Source organism: Alteraurantiacibacter palmitatis, from assembly GCF_037154115.1.
Classification (GTDB): domain Bacteria; phylum Pseudomonadota; class Alphaproteobacteria; order Sphingomonadales; family Sphingomonadaceae; genus Alteraurantiacibacter; species Alteraurantiacibacter palmitatis.
Genome location: NZ_JBANRO010000004.1, coordinates 15,741 through 34,355 on the forward strand (window position 1 = coordinate 15,741; position 18,615 = coordinate 34,355).

The 18,615-nt window shown below is 65.5% G+C and carries 13 protein-coding genes; 7 read left to right on the plus strand and 6 right to left on the minus strand.

Features of this window, described 5'->3' with window-relative positions:
- Positions 1-42 precede the first annotated feature (42 nt).
- Complete coding sequence (locus WFP44_RS05330) at positions 43-2,418, plus strand: FtsK/SpoIIIE family DNA translocase (protein ID WP_336925372.1); 2,376 nt, start codon at positions 43-45, stop codon at positions 2,416-2,418.
- On the opposite strand, the gene WFP44_RS05335 is transcribed toward WFP44_RS05330, so the two are convergent.
- The 4 genes from WFP44_RS05335 to WFP44_RS05350 all read right to left on the minus strand — a co-directional run bounded on the left by WFP44_RS05335 (position 2,415) and on the right by WFP44_RS05350 (position 8,258).
- On the minus strand, positions 2,415-3,995 hold the full coding sequence (locus WFP44_RS05335; protein ID WP_336925374.1) for a tannase/feruloyl esterase family alpha/beta hydrolase: 1,581 nt from the start codon (positions 3,993-3,995) through the stop codon (positions 2,415-2,417). The genes WFP44_RS05330 and WFP44_RS05335 overlap by 4 nt on opposite strands.
- An 85-nt stretch (positions 3,996-4,080) precedes the next feature.
- Positions 4,081-5,478: a sensor histidine kinase gene (locus WFP44_RS05340; protein ID WP_336925375.1), complete on the minus strand. Its 1,398-nt coding sequence runs from the start codon at positions 5,476-5,478 to the stop codon at positions 4,081-4,083.
- Positions 5,478-6,221 (minus strand): response regulator, encoded by a 744-nt coding sequence (locus WFP44_RS05345; protein ID WP_336925376.1) that lies wholly within the window; start codon positions 6,219-6,221, stop codon positions 5,478-5,480. Before WFP44_RS05345 ends, WFP44_RS05340 begins: the two co-directional genes overlap by 1 nt.
- A 237-nt stretch (positions 6,222-6,458) precedes the next feature.
- The gene (locus tag WFP44_RS05350; protein ID WP_336925636.1) at positions 6,459-8,258 is read right to left on the minus strand and encodes an aminopeptidase P family protein; all 1,800 of its coding nucleotides are present in this window, start codon (positions 8,256-8,258) and stop codon (positions 6,459-6,461) included.
- 116 nt (positions 8,259-8,374) lie between these two features.
- On the opposite strand from WFP44_RS05350, the gene WFP44_RS05355 reads away from it, so the two are divergent.
- A complete protein-coding gene (locus WFP44_RS05355; protein ID WP_336925377.1) occupies positions 8,375-10,543 on the plus strand; it encodes a S9 family peptidase in 2,169 nt (722 codons plus the stop codon).
- A 478-nt stretch (positions 10,544-11,021) separates the two neighbouring features.
- Positions 11,022-11,423: an acyl-CoA thioesterase gene (locus WFP44_RS05360; protein WP_336925637.1), complete on the plus strand. Its 402-nt coding sequence runs from the start codon at positions 11,022-11,024 to the stop codon at positions 11,421-11,423.
- On the opposite strand, the gene WFP44_RS05365 is transcribed toward WFP44_RS05360, so the two are convergent.
- Positions 11,420-12,658 carry an SGNH/GDSL hydrolase family protein gene (locus tag WFP44_RS05365; protein WP_336925378.1) on the minus strand — a complete coding sequence of 413 codons (1,239 nt, stop codon included), beginning with the start codon at positions 12,656-12,658 and terminating at the stop codon, positions 11,420-11,422. The genes WFP44_RS05360 and WFP44_RS05365 overlap by 4 nt on opposite strands.
- Positions 12,659-12,719: 61 nt before the next feature.
- On the minus strand, positions 12,720-14,294 hold the full coding sequence (locus tag WFP44_RS05370) for a helicase HerA-like domain-containing protein (protein WP_336925379.1): 1,575 nt from the start codon (positions 14,292-14,294) through the stop codon (positions 12,720-12,722).
- A gap of 132 nt (positions 14,295-14,426) precedes the next feature.
- On the opposite strand from WFP44_RS05370, the gene pabB reads away from it, so the two are divergent.
- The 4 genes from pabB to arfB are packed head-to-tail and all read left to right on the plus strand — an operon-like array spanning position 14,427 to position 18,471.
- Complete coding sequence (gene pabB, locus WFP44_RS05375) at positions 14,427-16,238, plus strand: aminodeoxychorismate synthase component I (protein ID WP_336925380.1); 1,812 nt, start codon at positions 14,427-14,429, stop codon at positions 16,236-16,238.
- Complete coding sequence (locus WFP44_RS05380) at positions 16,235-17,410, plus strand: pyridoxal phosphate-dependent aminotransferase (RefSeq protein ID WP_336925381.1); 1,176 nt, start codon at positions 16,235-16,237, stop codon at positions 17,408-17,410. Before pabB ends, WFP44_RS05380 begins: the two co-directional genes overlap by 4 nt.
- Positions 17,407-18,063, plus strand: coding sequence for an RluA family pseudouridine synthase (locus tag WFP44_RS05385; protein WP_336925383.1), 657 nt, complete (start codon positions 17,407-17,409; stop codon positions 18,061-18,063). The genes WFP44_RS05380 and WFP44_RS05385 overlap by 4 nt, the downstream gene beginning before the upstream one ends.
- Positions 18,064-18,066: 3 nt before the next feature.
- Positions 18,067-18,471 (plus strand): alternative ribosome rescue aminoacyl-tRNA hydrolase ArfB, encoded by a 405-nt coding sequence (gene arfB / locus WFP44_RS05390; RefSeq protein WP_336925385.1) that lies wholly within the window; start codon positions 18,067-18,069, stop codon positions 18,469-18,471.
- The last annotated feature ends 144 nt before the right edge of the window (positions 18,472-18,615 follow it).

Here is an 18,615-nt window from a genome sequence, read left to right on the forward strand (position 1 = left end):
GATTCACAATGTGTTCCTTGCGGGAAAGAGGGGTTCGTTACCATGGCGACGCGGGTGCGCAACGCCCAGCAGGCAGGCGACTGGAAAGCGGCATTTCGCCGCTCGCTGGCGCGCATCTGCCAGCGCAGCGCCGCGTTTCTGCTGTTCACGGCCATGCTGTTCCTCGCGCTGTCGCTGATCAGCTACACGCAGACTGATCCCGCGCCCTCCACTGCTGCCGGCGATACCATTGCCAACTGGATGGGGCGCAGCGGCGCGTGGGCGGCGGACCGGGCGCTGTGGTCGTTCGGCCTTGTCTCGCTGCTGTTCCTGCCGCTGCTTTACGCCTGGGCGCGCAGGCTGTGGCGCGCCGCCGACCTGTCGAAAGATGCGGAGGAGGAAGGCCTGCCCCCGCGCCGCATGGCCGAAGGGCGCTGGTGGGCGACTTTGGGGGTGCTGCTTCTCGCCATGGTGCTGCTGTCCACCGTGCTGGCTTTGGTCAGCGATCCGGCGGGCTGGTCGCAGCCTGCGGGGCCGGGCGGGCTGGCGGGCCTGCTGGGCGAAGGCGCCTTGCGCGCGCTGGCGGGCCGCCTGCCCGAAGCGGGGCAGTTCTGGGCCATTCTGGGCGGCGGGATCGCCGCGCTTTTCGGCGGGGCGTTTCTGGCGGGCAAGGTGTTTGCGGTGGATTGGGCGGGCCTGCTGACCCTGCCGCATCTGCTGCGCCGCGACCGCGGGGATGACGGGCAGGCCGCCCTGTCGCCTGTGCGGCGCAAGCCCGCCGCCGAGCGCAAGGCCGACAGCGCCGTGCCGATCGACCAACCGCCGCGCAAAGCTCCCGAAATCGTCGATCCCTCCGCCCCGCCGCGGCCTGCCCGCCCGACCAAGGCCAGTCAGGCCGATCTGTTCGCGCAATTTGCGCTGCCCAGCCTCGACCTGCTGGAAGATCCGCCCGCCGAATCCGCGCCCAAGCTCGACAAGCTGGCGCTGGAGCGCAACGCCCGCCTGCTCGAAAACGTGCTCGACGATTTCAATGTGAAGGGCGAGATTACCGCCGTGCGCACCGGCCCGGTGGTAACGATGTACGAACTGGAGCCCGCGCCCGGCATCAAGGCCAGCCGGGTGATTGGCCTGGCCGAGGACATCGCCCGCAATATGAGCGCGATCAGCGCGCGCGTCGCCAGCATTCCGGGCAAGACGGTGATGGGCATCGAATTGCCCAATGTCGACCGGCAGACCGTCAGCTTCAAGGAAATGGTCGCCTCCGAAGCCTTTGTGGAAGCCAAGGGGAACCTGCCGATCATCCTGGGAAAGGACATTGCCGGGGAACCGGTTGTGGCCGATCTTGCCGCCATGCCGCATCTGCTGGTGGCGGGCACCACGGGTTCGGGCAAGTCGGTGGGGCTCAACTGCATCCTGCTCTCGCTGCTCTACCGCTTCAGCCCGGCCGATTGCCGCATGATCCTGATCGATCCCAAGGTGCTGGAACTGAAAAGCTACGACGATATCCCGCACCTTCTCGCCCCCGTGGTCACCGAACCGCACAAGGCGATCCGCGCGCTGAAATGGGCGGTGGCGGAAATGGAGCGGCGCTACCGCATGATGAGCGAGATCGGCGCGCGCAATATTGGCGGCTTCAACGAACGGGTGAAGGCCGCACAGGCCAAGGGCACGCCGCTGGGGCACACCGTGCTGGCCGGGTTCGATGCCGAGACGGGGGACGAGCTGACCGAGGAAAAGCGGCTCGATTACGAAGTCCTGCCACAGATCGTGGTGATCGTGGACGAGCTGGCCGATCTGATGGTGACGGTGGGCAAGGAAATCGAAGGGCTGATCCAGCGCCTCGCACAGAAGAGCCGCGCGGCGGGCATCCACCTCATCATGGCGACGCAGCGCCCCAGCGTCGATGTCATCACCGGGGTCATCAAGGCGAACCTGCCCACGCGCATCGCCTTCAATGTCACCAGCCGCATCGACAGCCGCACCATTCTGGGCGAACAGGGGGCCGAACAACTGCTGGGCCGGGGCGATATGCTCTACAAGCCCACCACTGGCGCGCTGAAACGCGTGCACGGCCCCTTCGTCTCGGACGAAGAGGTGGAGAAGGTGGCGCAGCACTGGCGCGAACAGGGCCAGCCGTCTTACGTCGAAAGCGTGACCGAGGAAGTCGAGGATGACGGCTATGGCGGCGGCGGGTTCGGCGCGCTGGAGGACGAATTTACCGGCAGCGACAATCCGGACGAGCGGCGTTACCGGCAGGCCTGCCAGATCGTGTGGGAAAACCAGAAGGCCAGCGGATCGTGGCTGCAACGCCAATTGGGCGTGGGCTACAACACCGCCGCCAAGCTGATCGAACGGATGGAGGAGGACGGCATTGTCGGCCCCGCCAACCATGTCGGCCGCCGCGAAATCTATCGCGACCGGGATGGCAATCCGCTTTAGGGCAGGCGGCAGGAATAACTCGCGGCCGCCGCCGGGTCGCCGCCGGTATAATGCGGATAGGCCGGATGCGGGCACAGCGGCCGCTCCCCCCCTGCCCCGTCGCTGCGCCGTGCCGTGATGCTGGCGGGTGCGCGGCCTTGTTCCACCCACTCAACCAACGGGCTGAGCAGATCGAACCGGTCAAACGCATTGCCGCCCGAACAATGCAGCATTCCCGGCACCATATAGAACCGTGCCGCATCATCCCACGCCGCCGCGCCATTTGTTTCCCGCGCACGCTGGAAATAATCCCATGTGTCAAAGGCCGAAAACCACGGATCGGACACGCCGTGATAGAACATCACCTTCGCGCCGCGCCCCAGGAAGGTGGAGAGGTTCGTCCAATAGGCGGTGTCGGTCAGCCGCCCCACCGCATCCCATTCCACCGCCGCCAGCCGCGCATCGAGGTCGATCTCGCGCCCCGCATTCGCCGGGCCGAAGGGGCCGGGCGCGCCCGAGGGGATATATCCGGGCAGGCCCGGCCCGGAATAGGTCACGCCGGTATCCCACGGGATCGGCACGTAAAGCGGCCGCCCGCTCGCCTCGCGCGGGCCCGCAAAGATCTGCGCCAGCGCCTCTGCCTTTGCAGGTGCCAAGCAACCCGCGCTGCCATCACTCACCTGCCCCGGCGCGCAGGCCAGCGCGCGCGCGTCGAAATTGCGGCACGCCTCGACATTGAAGATCATGCCGTCCACCCGGCCATCCGCCCCGTCGCACTGGCGGGCAAGGCCCGCATCGACCACGGCCCGCTCCGCCGGGGAGAAGCCCGCCGGAGTGGAGATGCCGGTGCCTTGCGTGCGGTTGAGCAGCACCTGCGCCCATTCGATGGCGAGGTTGGAATGGCCGGGGCGCATGGCGGGAGCGCCGATCACAATGCCGTCGAACAGTTCGGGGTAACGCTGGCTGGCCAGCATCCCCTCGCGCCCGCCTGTGGAGCAGCCTGACATGTAGGAATGGTGCGGCTGCTCGCCGTAAAAAGTCGCAGCTATCGTCCGGGTGACCAGCGTGACCGTGCGCACCGAGGTTTCGGCAAAATCGAGTGCGGCGCGCTGATCCGCCTGAAAACTGGCGTCGAACACTTCGCCCTTGTGCCCGCTGTCATGGCTGGCGACGGCAAAGCCCATGGCGAGCGCGTTGCTTTCTCCTGCCGCCACGGGGCCGAAAGGCGGGCGGATCGACCCGTTCAGCCCGCCCCCGCCCATCAGCAGATAGCGCCCGTTCCATGTCAGCGGCAGCGCCAGTTCAAAGCCGATGCCGTATTCCTTGCCATCCACCCCCACGCGGCGGTTGATCATGCCTTCGACCTTGCAATGCGCGGGCAGGGCCGCCTGCGGGCCGAACGGCGTGGCTGTGGCGGGCTGGGCAGGGATCAGCGTTGCGGCGGAAATTTCCAGATAGCCATCGCCCATCTGCAACATGGCAATGCCGCACCTTTCGGCCGACACGGTTTGCGTCTCCTGCGCAGGAAGCGCCGAACCCAGCCCGAAAGCCGAAACCGAACACGCCAGCACCGCGGCGCCGCGCACCAAATACCGCATCCTCGTTCTCCCCACCTGAGTGCAGCCCTTCGGTATCAGCCGCCCGCACCAGCGGCAACCGGCCAGAGGAGGGGTTGGGCGCCCCTCAGGCGCCCAGCGGCAGGCGGATCTCGGCGGTCAGGCCGATGACCTTTCCCGCCTTGTCGTGCCGGTTGGTGAGCGACAAATGCCCGCCATGCTGTTCGGCAATCGCGCGCGCCAGCGTCAGGCCCAGACCCGCGCCGCCGGTCTCGCGGTTGCGCGATCCTTCGCCGCGCTTGAACGGCTCCATCATCGTGGCGATCTCGCCTTCGGGGATGCCGGGGCCGTTATCGGCAATGCGGATCACCGCCTCGCCCCCCTCGCGCCCCAGCGAGATATGCGGCGTAGCCCCATAACGCAGCGCATTGCCGATCAGATTGCGCAGCGCGCGGCGCAGCCATGTGGCGCGCAGCTTCATCGGCAGGCGCGTGGTTTCGCCCAATTCCACCGCGTCGCCCATATCTTCGTATTCCTCCACGACCGAGGCGACCAGCGCGGCCAGATCGGTGCGTTCCAGCGGATCGCTGGGCCGGCCCACGCGGGCAAGCGAGAGAATATCGTCGAGCGAGCGGGTGATATCCTCGATCGTGTGCGCCATGCGCGCACGCTCGGTTTCGTCCTCCACGCTTTCGATGCGCACGCGCAGCGCCGCCAGCGGGGTTTTCAGATCGTGGCCGATCGCGCCCAGCATCACGTCCTTTTCGTCGATCAGCGCGACAATGCGCGCTTCCATCGCGTTGTGCGCGGTGATCAGGCGGCGGGTATCCTCCGGCCCCGACGGTTCGAGCTGGCCCGCAATCTGGCGTGTTTCGGCAAAGCGTTCGACCCGGTCGGCAAGGGCAGCCAGCGGGCGGGTGATGCGCCGCAGCAGAATGGCAAGACCACCAACCAGAATGACATAAAGCAGCAGCGTCTGCGCAATCAGCGCGCCCAGCTGGCCCGGATCCGCCCCGCCCACGGCCCAGCGTGCCACGGTCCATTCGGGACTGCTGTCGCGCCGCATCGCCGCCACCAGCAGGCGCCCTTGCGCCCATTCGGTCCGTTCCTGTTCGCGCAATTGCGCCATCACGAAAGGATCGTTCACTGTGTCGCGCGTCAGCACGATCAGATCCACCGGCTGCACACCCTGATCGGCCAGAATAGCCTGCAAGGCCGCTTCGCGCTGGCTGTCGCGGACTTCGCCGGGCAGCAGCGGGCTCTCCTCGGTCTTCTGCACCCGCAGCCGCTGCCAGCGGCCCATGGCAGCTGCGCCGCGCCGGTCGGGCTGACGGAAATCGAACCGGGGTTCGGTGACAAGCTGGAAGGCAAGCGCGTTGAGCGCAATGCCTTCGCGCCGCTGTTCGGATGCGCGGTATTGCAGCACCGCCGAGATCGTCTGTGCCACCATCAGTGCGACCGCCACGGCCAGAAGCATCTGGCCCAGCAGGCTCTTGGGCGCCAGCTTGCGGAACAGGGCGCGCATCAGGCCCGGCTGCCCTCGCCCGGTTGCTGCACACGGCGCACATCGGCGGCGAGGCGATAGCCCCCGCCCCACACGGTCTGGATCAGGCGCGGATCGCGGCTGTCCTCCTCCATCTTGCGGCGCAGGCGGCTCACCTGGTTGTCCACCGCCCGGTCGAACAGATGCGCCTCGCGCCCCTGCACCATGTCGAGCAGCCGATCACGGTCAAGCACCTGGCGCGGATGGTCGAGAAAGGCGATCAGCAGGCGGAATTCGGCCGACGAAATGGGCACCACCGTGCCTTCCGGATCGGTCAACCGCCGCTTGAGTGGATCGAGCACCCAGCCTTCGAATTCGTACAGCGCGTCCGCTTCCATGGGCGCCGTGGCACGGCCCGCGCGGCGCAGCACCGAACGGATGCGCGCCACCAGTTCGCGCGGCTCGAACGGCTTGACCACATAATCATCCGCGCCGATTTCGAGGCCCACGATCCGGTCGGTCGCCTCGCCCCGCGCGGTCAGGAAGATCACGGGCAATTGCCGCCCCTCGATCAGATGGCGGCACAAAGACAGGCCGTCCTCTCCCGGCATCATGATGTCGAGCAGTACCAGATCGGGCTTCTTTTCCTGCAGGATCGCGCGCGCGCGCGCGGCATCGGACGCCTGCGTCACCGCAAAGCCCTGGCGCGTCAGATATTCGGCCAGCGGTTCGCGCAGGGATGCCTCGTCGTCGACCAGCAGCAGCCTGATGTCGCCTTCACTCATACCTTGTCCGGACATCCCCCTCGGTAGCACGGGATAGCCCATCGCTCCTTTGACGGGAAGAGCGGGCGGGATCCGTGCCAGATGGCAGAACAACGGGGCCGCGCAATCCGGAAATGGGGGGGTGGGGTGATGGCGCGGCCCCGCTGTCCTTGGCCGCATTTCTACCTGCCGCTTGTCGCAGGTCTATGCCGTGCAGCCGCGATAATGTCGCAATTTGTCGCAAAGCTTGCGCCGCACCTAGATCGGCTGACAGGCCACCTCAAGCCAGGCCCGTTCGACGCCCGAAAGCTGGGGGCCGATCCGTGCCAGCACTTCGGCATGGTAGGCGTTCCACCAGGCGATATCGTCCGGGGTGAGCAAAGCCACATCCACCAGCCGCCGGTCGATCGGCGCAAGGGTAAGCGTTTCAAAGCCCAGCCAATCGCCTTCTGCACCCGGAATGGCCCGCGGACAGACCAGCACGAGATTCTCGATCCGGATGCCATAGGCGCCGGTCTTGTAATAGCCCGGCTCGTTGGAAAGGATCATGCCCGCCAGCAATTCCTGCTCTGTCCCCGCCTGCCCGCCTCTCGGCTTGGCGATGCGTTGCGGCCCTTCGTGCACCGACAGGAAACTGCCCACGCCGTGCCCGGTGCCATGTGCGTAATCGATGCCCGCCGCCCACAGATGCGCGCGCGCCAGCACATCAAGCTGCGATCCGGTTGTGCCTGCGGGGAAGGTCTGCACCGCCAGCGCAATGTGACCCTTCAGCACGCGGGTGAAGCGGTCTTTGACTTCCGCATCAGGTTCCCCCGGCCCGATCCAGACGGTGCGGGTAATGTCGGTGGTGCCATCGGGATATTGCCCGCCGCTGTCCACAAGATAGACGCTGCCGGGCTCAAGCGGGCGGTTGGTCTCTTCGCTCACCCGGTAATGCACGATCGCCCCGTTCGGGCCGGAGCCGCTGATCGTGTCGAAGGACAGGTCAACCAGCTTGCCGCTCGCCCGGCGGAAGGATTCGAGCTGATTGGCGGCCGAAATCTCGTCCACCGTGGCGGTGGGGGCGTTGACATCGAGCCAATGGAGGAAGCGCGACACCGCCACCCCGTCGCGCAAATGCGCGGCGCGGGCGCCCTCCTGCTCGGCAGGGGTTTTCACCGATTTGGGCAGCACGGCGGGATCTGTCAGCGGGGCAATCGCGGCGCCGGCCTTCTCCAGCGCGGCAAAGATCGCGGCCACGCTGCGCGCCGGATCGGCGGCCACCCGCTTGCCCGAAAGCGCGGCAAGCGCCGCGGTGAACTCCGCCCGGTCCTGCACCCGCACATCGGTGCCCAGCGCCCGCGCAACCTCGGCAGGCACCTTGCCCGGCGCCACGAACCAGTCGGCACTGGCATCGGCGTGAACGATCAGGAACGACAGCACGACCGGCGTGCGCTCCACATCGGCGCCGCGCACATTGAGCACCCAGGCGACCGAATCGAGCGCGGCGATCACCACTGCGTCGCAGCCTTCGGCGCGCAGCCAATCAGCAATCGCAGCGCGCTTGTCCGCGCTGCTGCGCCCGGCCAGCGCGTCATCCAGCAGGAAAGCGGGCGCCGATGATGGCGCGGGGCGATCCGCCCACACGGCGTCCACCGGATTTCCCTCCACCGGCACCAGCACGGCCCCCGCCTTCTCCAGCCGCGCTGCCGCCGCATCGGCCCAGCCGCGCGTGTGCAGCCACGGATCGAAGCCAATTCTGGCTCCGGCGGGCGCATTGTCCGCCAGCCAAGCGGCCAGCGAATCGCCGGGCACCGATTTGTATTCGAACAACCGACCATCGACCTGATCGCGCACTTGCAGCGTGTAACGGCCATCGACGAAGATCGCGGCCCTGTCCTTCAGCACCGCCACCGTTCCGGCCGATCCGCCAAAGCCCGTCAGCCAGTGCAGCCGCTGGGCATAGGCGCCGACATATTCGGACAGGTGCTCGTCACTGATCGGCACCACAAAACCATCCAGCCCTTTCCGGCCAAGCTCCTCGCGCAGGGCGGCAAGGCGGTTTTCATGAGTCTGCATCAGCATCGGGCACATCGCTTTTCGGTTTTATCTGAAACCGGATTGTGTAACACACCCGGCGAATGAGGCCAGTCTAGTCTGTGTGCGGCCCATCTGCCAAGGAACGCCTTCCACGCATGAAGAACATTGCCCTTGTTGCCGCTGCCTTGCTGGCGCTACCGCCGCTGTCCCAACAGGCAATCGCCCAATCACCCGATAACGGAGCCCGCGTGACCGACACTGCCCCCGCTGCCGTCCCCACTTCGCCGCCTTTGGCCGAGCAGCGCGAATACAGCTATTCGCGCCACGGCATCACCATTTCCGACCCCTGGCACTGGCTGCGCGACCCGTCCTATCCGGTGATCGACGATCCCGATGTGCTGGCTTATCTCAACGCCGAAAACGCCTGGTTCGAGGCAAATATGGCCCCGCATCAGGGGCTGGTCGACACGCTGTTTGCCGAGATGCGCGGCCGTATCAAGGAAGACGATGCCACCGTGCCGCAGAAGGATGGCGACTGGCTCTACTGGTCCGAATATGAAGCGGGGCGCGAATACCGCAAATATTACCGCCGCCCGGCTGCTGGCGGCGAGGCGCAGCTTTACCTCGATGCCAATCTGCTGGCCGAGGGGCATGACTATCTGTCGATCAACGATATCTCGATCAGCAAGAACGGCCGCTACATGGCCTATGCGGTGGATACCGACGGGTCGGAACGCTACACCGTGCGCATCCGCGATCTGGAAACGGGCGCGGACCTTCCCGATGTGATCGCGGACACCAACACCTCGCTCATCTGGGCGGCGGATGACAGTGTGCTGGTTTACGGCGTGGCGAACGAGAACTGGCGCGTGGACAATGTGCGCGTCCACCGCATCGGCACCGATGCCGCCGAGGATGTGGAGATTTACCGCGAGGCGCAGTTGGGCTTCACCGTATCGGCCACGCTGTCGGGTAACGAGGAATGGCTGATCCTTGCCACCGGCGATAACGAGACGAGCGAGGTCATGCTGCTGCCCGCCGCCGATCCTTTCGCCACGCCGATCATGATCCGCCCGCGCCAGACCGGGGTGGAATATGCCGCCGACATCAAGGACGACACGCTCTATATCCTGCACAATGCTGATCATGTGAATTTCAGCGTTTCGACCGCCTCGCTCGCCAATCCGGGCGAATGGACCACGCTGATCGAAGGGACGGACGCCTTCTACCTGACGGGGATGGAGCTGTTCCGCGATTTCTACGTCACCGAAGGGCGACGCGCTGGCCTCGATCAGGTGCAGGTCCGCTATTACGGCGATCCTGCGCGGGTGGAGGAGATCACCTTTCCCGAGGCAAGCTATTCGGCGGGCCTCACCGACAATCCCGAATGGGCGGTGGACCGGCTGCGGTTGGGCTACCAGTCGATGGTCACGCCCGGCACGGTCTATGATTACCACGTGGCCGACCGGCGGCTGGAAGTGCTGAAAGTGCAGGAAATCCCCTCGGGCTATGATCCGGCGCTCTACCGGGTGGAACGGCTGGAGATTCCGGCGCGCGATGGCACGCTGGTGCCGGTTTCGGTGCTGTCGCGGCGCGACCGTCCGGCGGGTGGCCCGATGCATATCTATGCCTATGGCGCCTATGGCTATGCCGTGCCGCCGGGCTTTTCGACCAACCGGTTCAGCATGGTCGATCGCGGCATGGCCTATGCCATCGCGCATATTCGCGGCGGGGATGATCTGGGGCGGCGCTGGTATTTGGCTGGCAAGATGGAGGAACGCACCAATACCTTCAACGATTTCGTCGATGTGGCGCGCGGGCTGATTGCCAGCGGCCACACGTCGGCCGGCCGCATCAGCGCCAGCGGCGGCAGCGCCGGGGGCGAATTGATGGGCGCGGTGATCAACCAGGCGCCCGATCTGTTCGGCGCGGTGGTGGCCCATGTGCCCTTTGTCGATGTGCTCTCCACCATGCTGGACGAGACGCTGCCGCTGACGCCGGGCGAATGGCCCGAATGGGGCAACCCGATCGAAAGCAAGGCCGCCTTCACCCACATCCTCAGCTATTCGCCTTACGATCAGGTGGTGGCACAGGATTACCCGCCGCTGCTGGTGACAGCGGGCCTCAACGATCCGCGCGTGACCTATTGGGAACCGGCCAAATGGGTTGCCAAGCTGCGCGTGACCAAGACCGATGACAATGTGCTGCTGCTTAAAACCAATATGGGCGCAGGGCATGGCGGGCGGTCGGGCCGGTTCGAAAGCTTGCGCGAGGATGCCGAGGAATACGCCTTTGTCCTGTGGCAATTGGGTGTGACGGAGTGAGGCGTATATGATTCGTTCGTGTTTTGTGCTATGCATCGCGAATGGCAAAGCACTTAAAGCCCCTTTCTGAGGTCTGGTACGGCTCCCCTTATCCGGCGATATTTCGTCGCAAAAAAGGAAAGATCTGGGTTCGAATTGAAAAAAGTTTAGAGAATGTAACCCTCATCAAGGTTGGTCGAAACTGCCCGTATTGGATTGAAGAAAAAAGCTGTTTTGAAGTGCCCGCTGCGTGGTTTAATAGACTTGTGAGATTGTTGGTCGATGAGTTTGGGGCCCTCTGGATTATTCAGCCCTATAACGAACGGGAAGTTTGTGCGCCGAATTGCGTAAATGCGCAGGGTCATGAGTGTGAATGTCAATGCATGGGAAAGAATCACGGCTCTGGAAACGCAGGAAGTGGATGGTTTGAAGTCTCAGACACATTCATGGTTCGCTACTCGGAACAGCAATGGGGCTGTCGCTTGATGATATCGAGCAATTGAGCAACACCTTCTCCATGACCTTCACCGCCAAGCCTGAGCACATTGACGAGCTCGGCCATGTGAACAACGGCGTGTGGGTGAACTGGATGGAGGAGGTGGCAACCGCGCATTGGCAGCGCGACGGCGATTCGGCCCATATTGCCGCCTATGCCTGGGTCGTCACCCGGCACGAGATCGATTACCGCGGCAATGTGCGGCTGGGCGATATTGTCCACGCGCTGACCGAAATCCGCGAAGGGCCATCGGGGGCGCGGTTTGACCGGCACATGACCTTCACCGATGCGGGCGGAAAGCTGCTGGTGCGCGCGCGCACCACCTGGGCAATGATCGACCGCGCTACCGGCCGCCTGCTGCGCGTGCCGCAGGAAGTGGCCGCGCCGTTCCTGACCCAGGGTTAGCGATCGGCAAACAGCCCCAGATCAATGCTTTCGCCCACCGCCTGCAAACCGGCATCGGAGCCGTGCAGGAAATCGCCCATGTGGTATCCCTCGCGCATCACGGCGGGGTCTGCCGGATCGGCAAAGGCCAGATCTAGCCGCGTCACCGCGTCGAATTCGCCGCCCTTGACGATCCAGTCGTTGATCGTTTGGCGCGCGGCCTCGCCTTCCTCGCTCCAGTATCCTGCGCCCTTATAGGGGCCGATAGGGCTGCCGATCACGGTGATGCCCTTTTCGCGAGCACGGTGGATCAACTGGCGGTATCCCGCGATCATCTGCGCCGCATCAATCTGCGGCTGGTCCAAGGTGAACCCCCCCGGCCCGCCGCGCTGGGGGCCGTAACGGTTGCCGATATCGTTCACACCCACAAAAATGATGAGATGCGTCACATTGGGCAGGGCCAGCACATCCTCGTCAAAGCGGGCCAGCGCGCTTTCGCCCATGCCGGGGGACAGGACGCGGTTGCCCGATATCCCTGCATTGGCCACCGCATATTCCAGCCCCGCTTCCTCCAGCCGGTTGGCGAGGATATCGGGCCAGCGGCGGTTCGCACCCGGCGTTGAGCCGACCCCGTCGGTGATCGAATCGCCATAGGTGACAATCGTGCCGCGCGCATCGGGGCTGAACACTTCCACCGTGTGCAGGAAAGCGCGGTAGCCCGCGGTGGAGGCCGCTTCCCATGCCTGCCCCACATGGTTGCCGGGGGCGGACACGGCCAGCGTGTCCTGCCCGGTCAGGTGGCAGGTGCACGGGCCGGTGGCTTGGGGCAGGTAAAACTCCACCTTGATGCGGGAAAGATCGGGCAGGTTCAGCGCCACGGCATCGCTGGCAAAGGGGCTGCCGCGCGGGATTACCGCGCTTGGCGCGCCGCCAAAGGTCAGTGTGCGGCTGGTGCCGGGCACTTCCGCGCCCGCCTCGTCAATCTGGAACAAGCGCGCGGCGCCGATGGCCAGCGGGCCGGAGCCATAGCGGTTGGTGAAGCGCACGCGCAGATGCGTGCCCCCTTCGGACAGGCGTAGCACCTGCGAAATCGTGACATTCTCGAAACTGGCGGCGGCAAACGGCCCTTCGGTGGAAAGCGGCGCGTGCGGGCTGGCGGTCCAGCTGCCGACCCACATTCCAGCGCCATCCTGCGCCAGCGCGGGCGCGGCCATAGCCATCGCTGCCGCAGCCAATCCCAGCCCCAAACGCCGCATCCACTCTCTCCCTTGTGTCCGCGCCTTGTCCGGCGCTGTGTGCTGCCCTAGACCCCGTGTCTTACCGCATCAATCCGCCAATCAGATTGCGCACGAAACGCCCGGCGATGGAACCGCCCAGTTCGGTGGCGATGCTGCCCGCCGCGCTGGTGGCGGCGGTGCGCATCGGATTGGCGCGGCTGGATTTGCCGGTGATGGCGGCGGCAGCAACCGAGGCGGCAGAGCCGGCGGCTGCCCCCAGCGCCGCCTTGCCCGCCTTTTCCCACAACGAGGTATGCTTGCGCGAGCGCTTGCTCACTTCGGCTTCGCCCTTTTGCGCCACTTCGGCAGCGGTGGCGGCGGCATCGGCAGCCTTCATCGCCAGCACTTCGGCGGCGCTTTCGCGGTTGACGGCGGTGTCGTATTTCCCGTCCACCGGGCTGATCGAGCGGATGATGGCGCGTTCCTTCTCGGTCACCGGGCCTAGACGGCTGCGCGGCGGCTTTACCTTGGTGCGCTGCACGACCGAGGGCGCACCATCCTCCATCAGGGTGGAGACCAGCGCTTCACCCGTTTTCAGTTCGGTAATCGCCTGCTCGACATTGAGGTCGGGATTGATGCGGAAGGTCTGCGCGGCGGCCTTGATCGCCTTCTGGTCGCGCGGGGTGAAGGCGCGCAGTGCGTGCTGCACCCGGTTGCCCAATTGACCCGCAACTGCTTCCGGAATGTCGATGGGGTTCTGCGTGACGAAATAGACGCCCACGCCTTTCGAGCGGATCAGGCGCACCACGCGTTCGATCGTGTCCTGAAGCGCCTTGGGCGCATCGTCGAACAGCAGATGCGCCTCGTCAAAGAAGAACACTAGCTTGGGCTTTTCGGGATCGCCCACTTCGGGCAGGCTTTCGAACAGTTCAGCGAGCAGCCACAGCAGGAAGGTGGCGTAAAGCTTGGGGCTGCGCATCAGCTGGTCGGCGGCAAGCACGTTGATATAGCCGCGCCCCTGTTCGTCCACTTTCAGGAAATCGTCGATTTCCAGCGCCGGTTCGCCAAAGAACTGCCCGCCGCCCTGCGAATCGAGGGCCAGCAACTGCCGCTGGATCGTGCCGATGGTCGCCTTGGTCAAATTGCCGTATTTCGCGGTGAGCGTGGCGGCGTTTTCCGCCGTGTAGACCAGCATGGATTGCAGATCTTCCAGATCGAGCAGCAGCATCCCCTGCTCATCCGCAAAGCGGAACACGATGTTGAGCACGCCTTCCTGCGTCTCGTTGAGATCGAGCAGCCGGGCGAGCAGCAGCGGCCCCATTTCCGATACGGTGGTGCGGATGGGGTGCCCCTGCTGGCCATACAGATCCCAGAATATCACCGGATTGTCGGAATAGGCATAATCGGTCATCCCCAGTTCCGCCGCGCGCTCTTCCAGCTTGGCGGCGTTCTTGAAGGTGGGCGATCCGGCCATGGCGATGCCCGACAGATCGCCTTTCACATCGGCCACGAACACCGGGACGCCTGCGGCAGAAAAGCTTTCGGCAATGCCCTGCAGGGTCACCGTCTTGCCCGTGCCCGTGGCGCCCGCGATCAGGCCGTGCCGGTTGGCGCGGGCCAGAACCAGCGCTTGCGAACCGCCGGTGGCATCCTTGCCGATGAAAATCTCGCCCATGCTGCGTCCCTGTCTGACTGGAAACTCAGGCAGAAGCTTGGCGCACCAAAGCCTGCGCGGTCAAGCGCCTGCCCCTAAAGACAATGGATCAGGCAATGGACAAGGCGCAATTTGTGATTAGAGCGAGCCTGTATGTCCGCCCAGAAGCCTTTCGTCCTGCTCGATGATGCCCGCGCCCAAGGGGCAGGCGACGCGCAGCTTTTCGAAAACCCCCGCGCGCTGTTCATTGCCCGTGCGCCCGGCGATGTGGCCCGCGTTCTGGCCCAAGCGGATGCGGCGCGGCGGACAAGTGGCGGCACGCTGGCGGGATATCTTGCCTATGAAGCGGGCCTGGCGCTGGAAGAACGGCTTGCCCCGCTGGCCGAGGCGCGCAGCGGCGCGGCCGGCCCGCTGGTGTGGCTGGGCCTGTTTGACGAGGTGACCACGATCCCCGCCGCCGATATGCCTGGCTGGCTGGAGGAGCGCGGCGGCAGCAATCCGGCCAGTATCGGCCCGCTCAATCCGCAGATATCGACCGGCGCCTATCTGGCCGGGTTCGAACGCCTGCAGGAAGCCATCAGGGCGGGCGACATCTATCAGGTCAATTACACCATGATGCTGGCGGGCGCGGCAAACGGGCATCCGCTGGCAATCTACCGCGCGGTGCGCCCCACCGCGCTGGCGGGCTATGGCGGCGTGGTGTTTGACGGGTCGCACTGGCTGCTCTCGTTCAGCCCCGAACTGTTTTTCACGCTGAAGGGGCAAGAGGCGCGGGTCAAGCCGATGAAAGGCACCCGCCCGCGCGGCTTGAACGCCGCCGAGGACGCCGCCTTTGCCGCCGAGCTGGAAGGATCGGTGAAGGACCGGGCCGAGAACCTGATGATCGTCGATCTGATGCGCAACGATCTGTCGCGCGTGGCGGTGCCGGGCAGCGTGCGGGTGGAACGCCCCTTTGCCATCGAAAGCTACCCCACGGTGCACCAGATGGTCTCCACCGTGCGCGCCACTTTGGCCGATGGCATGGGCGCGCTCGACATGATTGCTGCGCTGTTTCCCTGCGGATCGATCACCGGCGCGCCGAAAATCCGCGCGATGGAACTGATCAACGCGGTGGAGCGCGATGCACGCGGCCCCTATTGCGGCGCAATTGGCCGCATCGGCACCGCCGCCGATGGCAGCGCGGACGCCGCCTTCAATGTCGCCATCCGCACCGTGCGATTGACCCCCGGCGAGAATGACCGGCACAAGGTCGAGGCGGGCGTGGGCGGCGCGATCGTGGCCGACAGCGTGGGCATGGCCGAATGGCGCGAATGTCTGGTCAAGGGCGGCTTTCTGCGCGGCCCGGCTTCTGGCGCGGATCTGATCGAATCGATGCGTTTTGATCCGGAGGAAGGCATTCCCCTGCTGGAACTGCATTTGGAACGGATGAAGGCAAGCGCGGCGGAACTGGGCTTTGCCTTCGACCGGCACGAAACGCGCAACCGCATTCAGGCGCTGTGCTTTGAACTTGATGCACCGGCCAAGCTGCGCCTGCTGCTGGCCCGCAATGGCGAGGTGACGCTGGAGGCCGTGCCGCTGTCTGCCGGTGCCCCGCCCGAAGAACTGGCCTGCGCGGTCATGCCGCTGCCCGTTGTTTCCGGCGACTGGCGGCTGCGGCACAAGACGACCGACCGCGCCTTTTACGACGATGCGCGCCGCGCCGCGCAAGACACGGGCGCGAACGAAGTGCTGTTCCTCCGCGATGACGGGCTGCTGACCGAAGCCAGCTATGCCAGCCTCTTTGTCGAGCGCGACGGCAAGCTGCTCACCCCGCCGCTGGCGCTGGGCCTGTTGCCCGGCGTGCTGCGCCGCCACCTGATCGCGCAAGGCCGTGCGCAAGAGGCCGAATTGCGGCTGGAGGATCTGGCGGGCGGCTTCTTCCTTGGCAATTCGGTGCGCGGATTGATGAAAGCACGCCTGCTATGACCGCACATCTCAGCCAGATGCTCCAGCGGATCGAGGCATCGCCCACCACCGCGATGACCGACCGCGCGATTCAGCTGCGTGAAGAAGGGCGCGACATCATCTCGCTCTCGGTGGGGGAGCCTGACTTTGCCACGCCTGCCCATGTGATCGACGCGGCCAAGGCGGCGCTGGATGCAGGCGCCACCAAATATACCCCTGTCACCGGCACCATGGCGCTGAAAAAGGCCGCCGTGCTGCATTTCGCGCGCGATCTGGGCATTGCCACCGATCCGTCGCGCGTGATCGTGACCGCAGGGGGCAAGCAGGCGATCTTTCAGGCCATCGCCGCGACGGTAAGCGAAGGGGACGAGGTGATCGTGCCCGCGCCGTGGTGGGTATCCTATCCGCAGATGGTGCGCTTTGCCGGCGGGCGCGTGGTGCCGCTGATTACCCATGCGCACCGCAATTTCCGTTTCGATCCGGGCGATGTCGAGGCGCTGATCACGCCGCGCACGAACTGGCTGATGCTCAATTCGCCGGGCAATCCCACGGGCGCGGTCTATCCCGCCGAAATGCTGCGGGGCCTGGCCGAGGTGCTGCGCCGCCACCCGCAGGTCATGGTGCTGTCCGACGATATCTACGCGCCGCTCAACTACACCGATGGCCCCCACGCCACGCTGGCCAATCTGGCCCCCGATCTGGCGGAACGCATCTGCACCGTGTCGGGCGTGTCGAAAAGCCACGCAATGACCGGTTTCCGCATCGGCCTTGCCACTGGCCCCCAATGGCTGATCGAGGCGATGGGGCGGCTGCAAAGCAATTCCACCGGCAATCCCGCCGCCGTCAGCCAGGCGGCCGCCGTGGCGGCACTCGAAGGCCCGCAGGATTTTCTCATCCAATGGCGCGAGATTTTCCGCCGCCGCCGCGATTTGGTGGTGGCGGGGATCAACGCGATTCCCGGCCTTTCGACCCCGGTGCCCGATGGCGCGTTCTACTGCTTCATCGATGCCGCCCCCTTGATGGGCCGGTTCGATGGAGACGACAACAAGCTGGCGCTGCATCTGCTGGAGGCGGGCGTAGCGGTGGTTTCCGCCTCCTCCTTTGGCGGCAAGAACGGTTTCCGCATTTCCTTTGCCACATCCGAAGATGTGCTGGCCGAGGCGATCAGGCGCATCGGAGCAGCCTTGGCATGAGCGAATTCACCATCCTGTATGAAGACGGGGAAGCGCTGGTGATCGACAAGCCGGGCGGCCTGCCGATCGACCGGCCGCGCAAGGGCGGCCTCTCGCTGGAGGCGCGGCTGGATGAATTGCGGCTGGGCTTTCAGCGCCAGCCGCAACCGGCCCACCGGCTCGATACCGATACATCGGGCTGCCTGCTGCTGGCGCGCAATCCCAAGGCGCTGAAACGCTTCAACCAGGCGTTCGAGGATCGGCAGGTTGGCAAGACCTATCTGGGTATTCTGGCGGGCGTGCCCGAGGCGAAGGAAGGCGTGGTCGAACTGGCGCTCGCCAAGATCAGCAGCGCCGAGAAAGGCTGGCGGATGATCCCGGCGAAAAAGGGCAAACCCAGCATCACCCATTGGCGCGTGCTGGCCGAGGAAGGCGGGCGCGCTTTGGTGGAGTTTCGCCCTGAAACGGGCCGCACGCACCAGATCCGCGTGCACGCCGCCAGCGGCATTGGCATCCCCCTGCTGGGCGATCCGGTCTATGGCACGTCGGCAGGCTTTGCCCGCACCATGCTGCACGCCAGCCGCATTGAAATGCCGCGCGAAGGCAAGACACCGGTGGCGGCCCACGCCCCGCTCCCTGCCGATTTCGTGAATCTTGGCTTCACCGAAAGCTGAGCCATGGGCCGCATCCTCGACACCGCGCTGGCGATTGCCGAGGAGAGCTTCGTCACCGCGTCCGGCCCCGGCGGGCAGAATGTCAACAAGGTGGCGACCGCGGTGCAGCTGCGCGTCAATATTTACCGGCTGGGCCTGCCGCCGCAGGTCTATCACCGGCTGGTCGCGTTGGCGGGATCGCGGCTGAACCAGAAGGGCGAGATCGTGATCGATGCGCGCCGCTTCCGCACGCAGGAAGCCAACCGCGCCGATGCGCGCGCCCGACTGGCCGAGATGATCGCGGCGGCGCTGAAAGAGCCGAAAAAGCGCGCCCGCACCACTGTCAACCGGCCCGGCAAGGTGAAACGGCTGGCCTCCAAAAAGGCGCGCGGCACGGTGAAAGCCACGCGCGGCAAGGTGGAGTGGTAGGGCATCCTTGACGCCCTCGCCCGCCAAGTCCGCGCGCTTGACTTTCCCCCGATTCTCCCCCAATGGCCCGCCCCATGAGGCGGCGCTGCGCGCGCCGCCTGTTGTTTTTTGCGGCTGGTGCCGCGCACAAGCTTTATTGGGAAT